This window comes from Pinirhizobacter sp., assembly GCF_035317885.1.
Classification (GTDB): Bacteria; Pseudomonadota; Gammaproteobacteria; order Xanthomonadales; family Rhodanobacteraceae; genus Pinirhizobacter.
In genome coordinates this window covers 1-3,894 of sequence record NZ_DATHFX010000170.1, presented here as the reverse complement: position 1 = coordinate 3,894, position 3,894 = coordinate 1, and the positions used below count along the sequence as shown (strand labels likewise).

4 protein-coding genes are annotated in these 3,894 nt (G+C 66.4%); all 4 read right to left on the bottom strand.

What is annotated here, in order from left to right; genetic code table 11:
* Positions 1-451: response regulator (locus VK519_RS05305; protein ID WP_324348089.1), on the bottom strand; the 451-nt coding region annotated here is incomplete at its 3' end.
* A gap of 112 nt (positions 452-563) precedes the next feature.
* Positions 564-2,468, bottom strand: a complete 1,905-nt coding sequence (locus VK519_RS05300) for an ATP-binding response regulator (RefSeq protein ID WP_324348088.1) — start codon at positions 2,466-2,468, stop codon at positions 564-566.
* A gap of 107 nt (positions 2,469-2,575) precedes the next feature.
* Positions 2,576-3,205 (bottom strand): uracil phosphoribosyltransferase, encoded by a 630-nt coding sequence (upp, locus tag VK519_RS05295; protein ID WP_324348087.1) that lies wholly within the window; start codon positions 3,203-3,205, stop codon positions 2,576-2,578.
* Between the two features lie 104 nt (positions 3,206-3,309).
* Entirely contained in the window at positions 3,310-3,621 is a 312-nt protein-coding gene (locus VK519_RS05290; RefSeq protein ID WP_324348086.1) for a PsiF family protein, read from the bottom strand.
* Between the last annotated feature and the right edge of the window lie 273 nt (positions 3,622-3,894).

Below are 3,894 nucleotides of genomic sequence, written 5' to 3'. Positions count from 1 at the left end.
TGTTGGCCTCGGCCACCGGCATGTCCTGCGGCCACGACGGGGCGTTGCCGGTGGCCGGGTTGAGCATCATCGGCGGTACATAGACGCCGCCGGAGAGCACCAGGCGCACCGCCGAGAGCATGACGTCGGGCGAATAGCTCTTAGGGACGAAACCGTGCACGCCCATGTCCAGGAGTTCACGGATCAGCGAGGGTTCCTCGCTGCCGGAGAGCACGATCACCGGTATGCCGGGCAGGCGATCGATGGTTTCGCGCAAGTGGCTGCGGCCGCGCGCGCCGGGCATGGTGAGATCCACCAGGGCGAGGGTGGGCCTGACCCCGGCATCGAGTGCGGCGCGCAGTTCCTCGACATTGAGGGCCACGGTGAATTCGATCGCCGGATCGAGTTCGGCGAGCTTGAGCTTCACGCCTTCGACAATCAGGCGGTGATCGTCGGCAATCAGCACGTGCATGGTCATTCCCCTGGCCTGCACTGGGCGGCCTGTTGGCAACATAGTCCTCGCCGCGCGCCGCGGCAACCATCGCCGTGTCCGGCAGCAAGGACCGAAAAGAAGAGTGTCATGGTTATGTCACCCGCATGGATTCGCGGGCGGCATGCCCGGTCAGTGTCGAAATGGCTTCGCGGAGGTCTTCGGGCGAAACCGGCTTGTAGAGGACGTCGATATCGGCCATGCCGATCTCGCGCAGGCGCTCAGCCCGGGTCTCGCCGGTGATGAGCAAGCGGGCGAAGGGCGGCCGGCGATCCAGGCCGCGGCCGTAATGGCGGTCCAGCGCGGCCAGCACGTCCAGCCCGCTGCGGTCGCCGGCAAGGCGCAGGTCCGAGATGACAAGGTCCGGTGGCCGTGGCGACTCCGACGCGATGGCCAGGGCCTGTGCGCGGTCCTCGGCAATGAACACTTCGCAGCCCCAGCTGGTGAGGAGGAACTTGATGCCCGAGAGGATGGCCGCTTCATCGTCGATCACCATGATCCGCAGCCCGGCGATGTCCCGGGAGGGTGAAGGTGGCGCGGCGACGGCGAGCACGCCGGGGTTGGCGGTAACGGGCAGTTCGAAGCTGAACAGGCTGCCCTTGGCCACTCGCGACTTCAGCCCGATCGGCGAGCCGATCAGGTCACCCAGGCGACGCACCGTGGCCAGGCCCAGGCCCAGGCCCCGTTGGGGACCGTCCTCGCCTTCATGGCCCGGCTGGCCTTCGATGCGGTAGAACTCGTCGAACACGCGATGCCGGTGTTCCTCGCCGATGCCGGTGCCGGTATCCCATACATCCACGCGGACGCGATCCCCGCGCCGCCGGGCGCCTACCAGCACGCCGCCGGCGGGCGTGTACCGCAGCGCGTTGCTCACCAGGTTGTTGAGCATGCGCGCCACCATGGTGCGGTCGCTCACCACCCATGCGGTGGTGGGGCGTACCACCAGGCGAAGGTCGTGCTGCTCGGCCAGCATGCGGAAGTTGCGGCTGACTTCGTCGAAGACATCGTCCAGCGAGAACGAACGGCGGTCCACCGTCATCGCGCCGGTCTCAAGGCGCGACAGGTCGAGCAATTCGCTGAAGAGGCTGTCCAGCGCCTGCACGCATTCCTGGATATGGGCGATCCGATCCAGGCGTGCCGGATCCAGCTCGTCCACCGCCAGGCCCGAGGAAAACAGCGTAAGGGCGTAGAGCGGCTGGCGAAGATCGTGGGAGGCGGCGGCAAGGAAACGCGAGCGGGCGACGCTTGCCGCTTCCAGTGCCATGTTCTTGTGGGCAAGCTCGGTGGTGGCGCGCTCGATATCGCTTTCCATGCGGCGCTGGACATCGAGCAGGGCTGCTGCGGCGGCATTGAAGCCCCGTTGCAGTTCGCCGATTTCAGTATCGTCGGTAACCTTCACCGTCACGCTGCGGTTGCCGCTGGCCAGCCACTGCACGCCGTTCACCAGGCGGCGCAGCGGCCAGCTGATCCAGCGCGCCGCCTGCCAGCCGATGATGCCGGCTGCCGGCAGGCTGATGGCCAGCCAGATGATCGCGTTGCGCAGGGCGGCGCGCTGCGCGGCCACGGCGTCGGCGACGGAAACTTCCACCAGCACCGAGCCCAGGGGTGGCTGGTTGTCGTCGCCGATGTCCCGTTGCACGGTCACGGCGCCGGCATCACGATGATCGTTGGCGGTATCGGCCAGGATCTCGCCATCGGCAGCGCGGATCTGCACGTGCACTACGTTGGGCAACGAATCCACTGAGGCCGCGATGCGGACGATGTCCCGGCGCAGGCCGGCGCGCAGCGGCTCGGCCGCCATGGCGGCGGTCTGTGTGGCGATGGCCTGGGCGCTGCGCTGGCCCAATTCGTTGAGTGATTCGAACTGGTGCCGGGTGAGCAGGGTGACCAATAGCAGGGCAATGACGGTTGCCGGGGCAGCCGCCAGGCAAGTCAGGCGCTGTACCAGCGTGGTCCGCCGCCACAGGTTGCCGAGCCATGAGCTTGATGGGTCGCGCATAATTCCCCTGCCCGCGCCCGGCCGCGGGGCCTGGTACTAGCCTACAGCCAACCTCCGTGGGCGGCACTCGCCTGATGGCATAGGACTTGCGATGGGTTGCCGTGGGCTTAGGCCTTGGTGCCGAAGATCTTGTCCCCGGCGTCGCCGAGGCCCGGGAGGATGTACCCCACTTCGTTGAGTCTTTCATCGATGGAAGCTGTGAAGATCTCCACGTCCGGGTGGGTCGCCTGGACATGGGCAAGGCCCTCGGGCGCCGCCACCAGGAACAGGCCCTTGATGCGCTTGCAGCCGGCTGCCTTGAGCATCTGGACCGTGGCCACAAGGGTGCCGGCGGTGGCAAGCATCGGGTCGACGATCAACGCGATGCGTTCGTCCATGCGTCCGGTGAGTTTCTCGTAATAGGCAATGGGCCTTAAGGTTTCCTCGTCGCGCTGCAGCCCCACCACGCTCACCTTCGCCGAAGGGATCAGTTCCAGCACGCCGGGCAGCATGCCAAGGCCCGCCCGCAGGATGGGCACGATGGTGACCTTCTTGCCCTTGATGTGGGTGACTTCCACCGGCCCCGCCCAGCCTTCGATCGTCTTCTTTTCCGTTTCCAGGTCGGCCGTGGCCTCGTAGGTCAACAATGAGGCAACCTCGCTGGCCAGTTCACGGAATTCCTTGGTGCTGATGCCGGCACGGCGCATCAAGCCGAGCTTGTGGGCGATCAGGGGGTGGCGAACTTCGACGATCGTCATGGGTGGTCCTGGCAAAGGCAGGCGCCCAGTTTCGCAGAAAGAAGTAAGGGGTCAGAGTCATTTTCAAGAAAATGACTCTGACCCCTAATGGCTGGGGCGGTGGGTCAGCCCTTCAGGCAGGTGGACATGAAGCTCTTGCGCGCGTCGCCTTTGAGCGACTTGGCGCTCGCGTCCTTGTTGCAGGTGACCATCTTCTGTTGCTGCGTAGTCTTGGCTGGCGAGGCGGCCGTGTCGCCCTTCAGGCAGCTGGACATGAAGGCCTTGCGCTCGTCGCCCTTCTTGCCCGTCGCCTGCGTGTTGCAGGTGGACATGCGCTGCTGCTGCGGGGTCGGATCCTTGGCCATGGCGGGCAGGGCGAAGGCGGCGGCGATGGTGAAGGCGGAAACGGCGGAAACCAGGCGCAGGTGCTTGGACATGCTATTCCTCCGGTTGGGAATTCCGGCCGGCGGCCGGCGAGGGGGACTATACGCCTGGCGTGCACACCGTGGCGCACGATTCCCGCCGGTCCTTGGAAGGCCGGAGGAAGGGTGCGAAGCGAGGTTGGGGGTCGGAGTATTTACTCCGACCCCGCACGCCTAGGCGGCGGCCTGTTCCTGGCGGCGGGGGCCCTGGCGCAGGGCCACGCGTACTTCTTCGACGATGAGGTCGATTTCCTCGCTGGTGACGGCGAAGTGCGGGGTGAAGCGCAG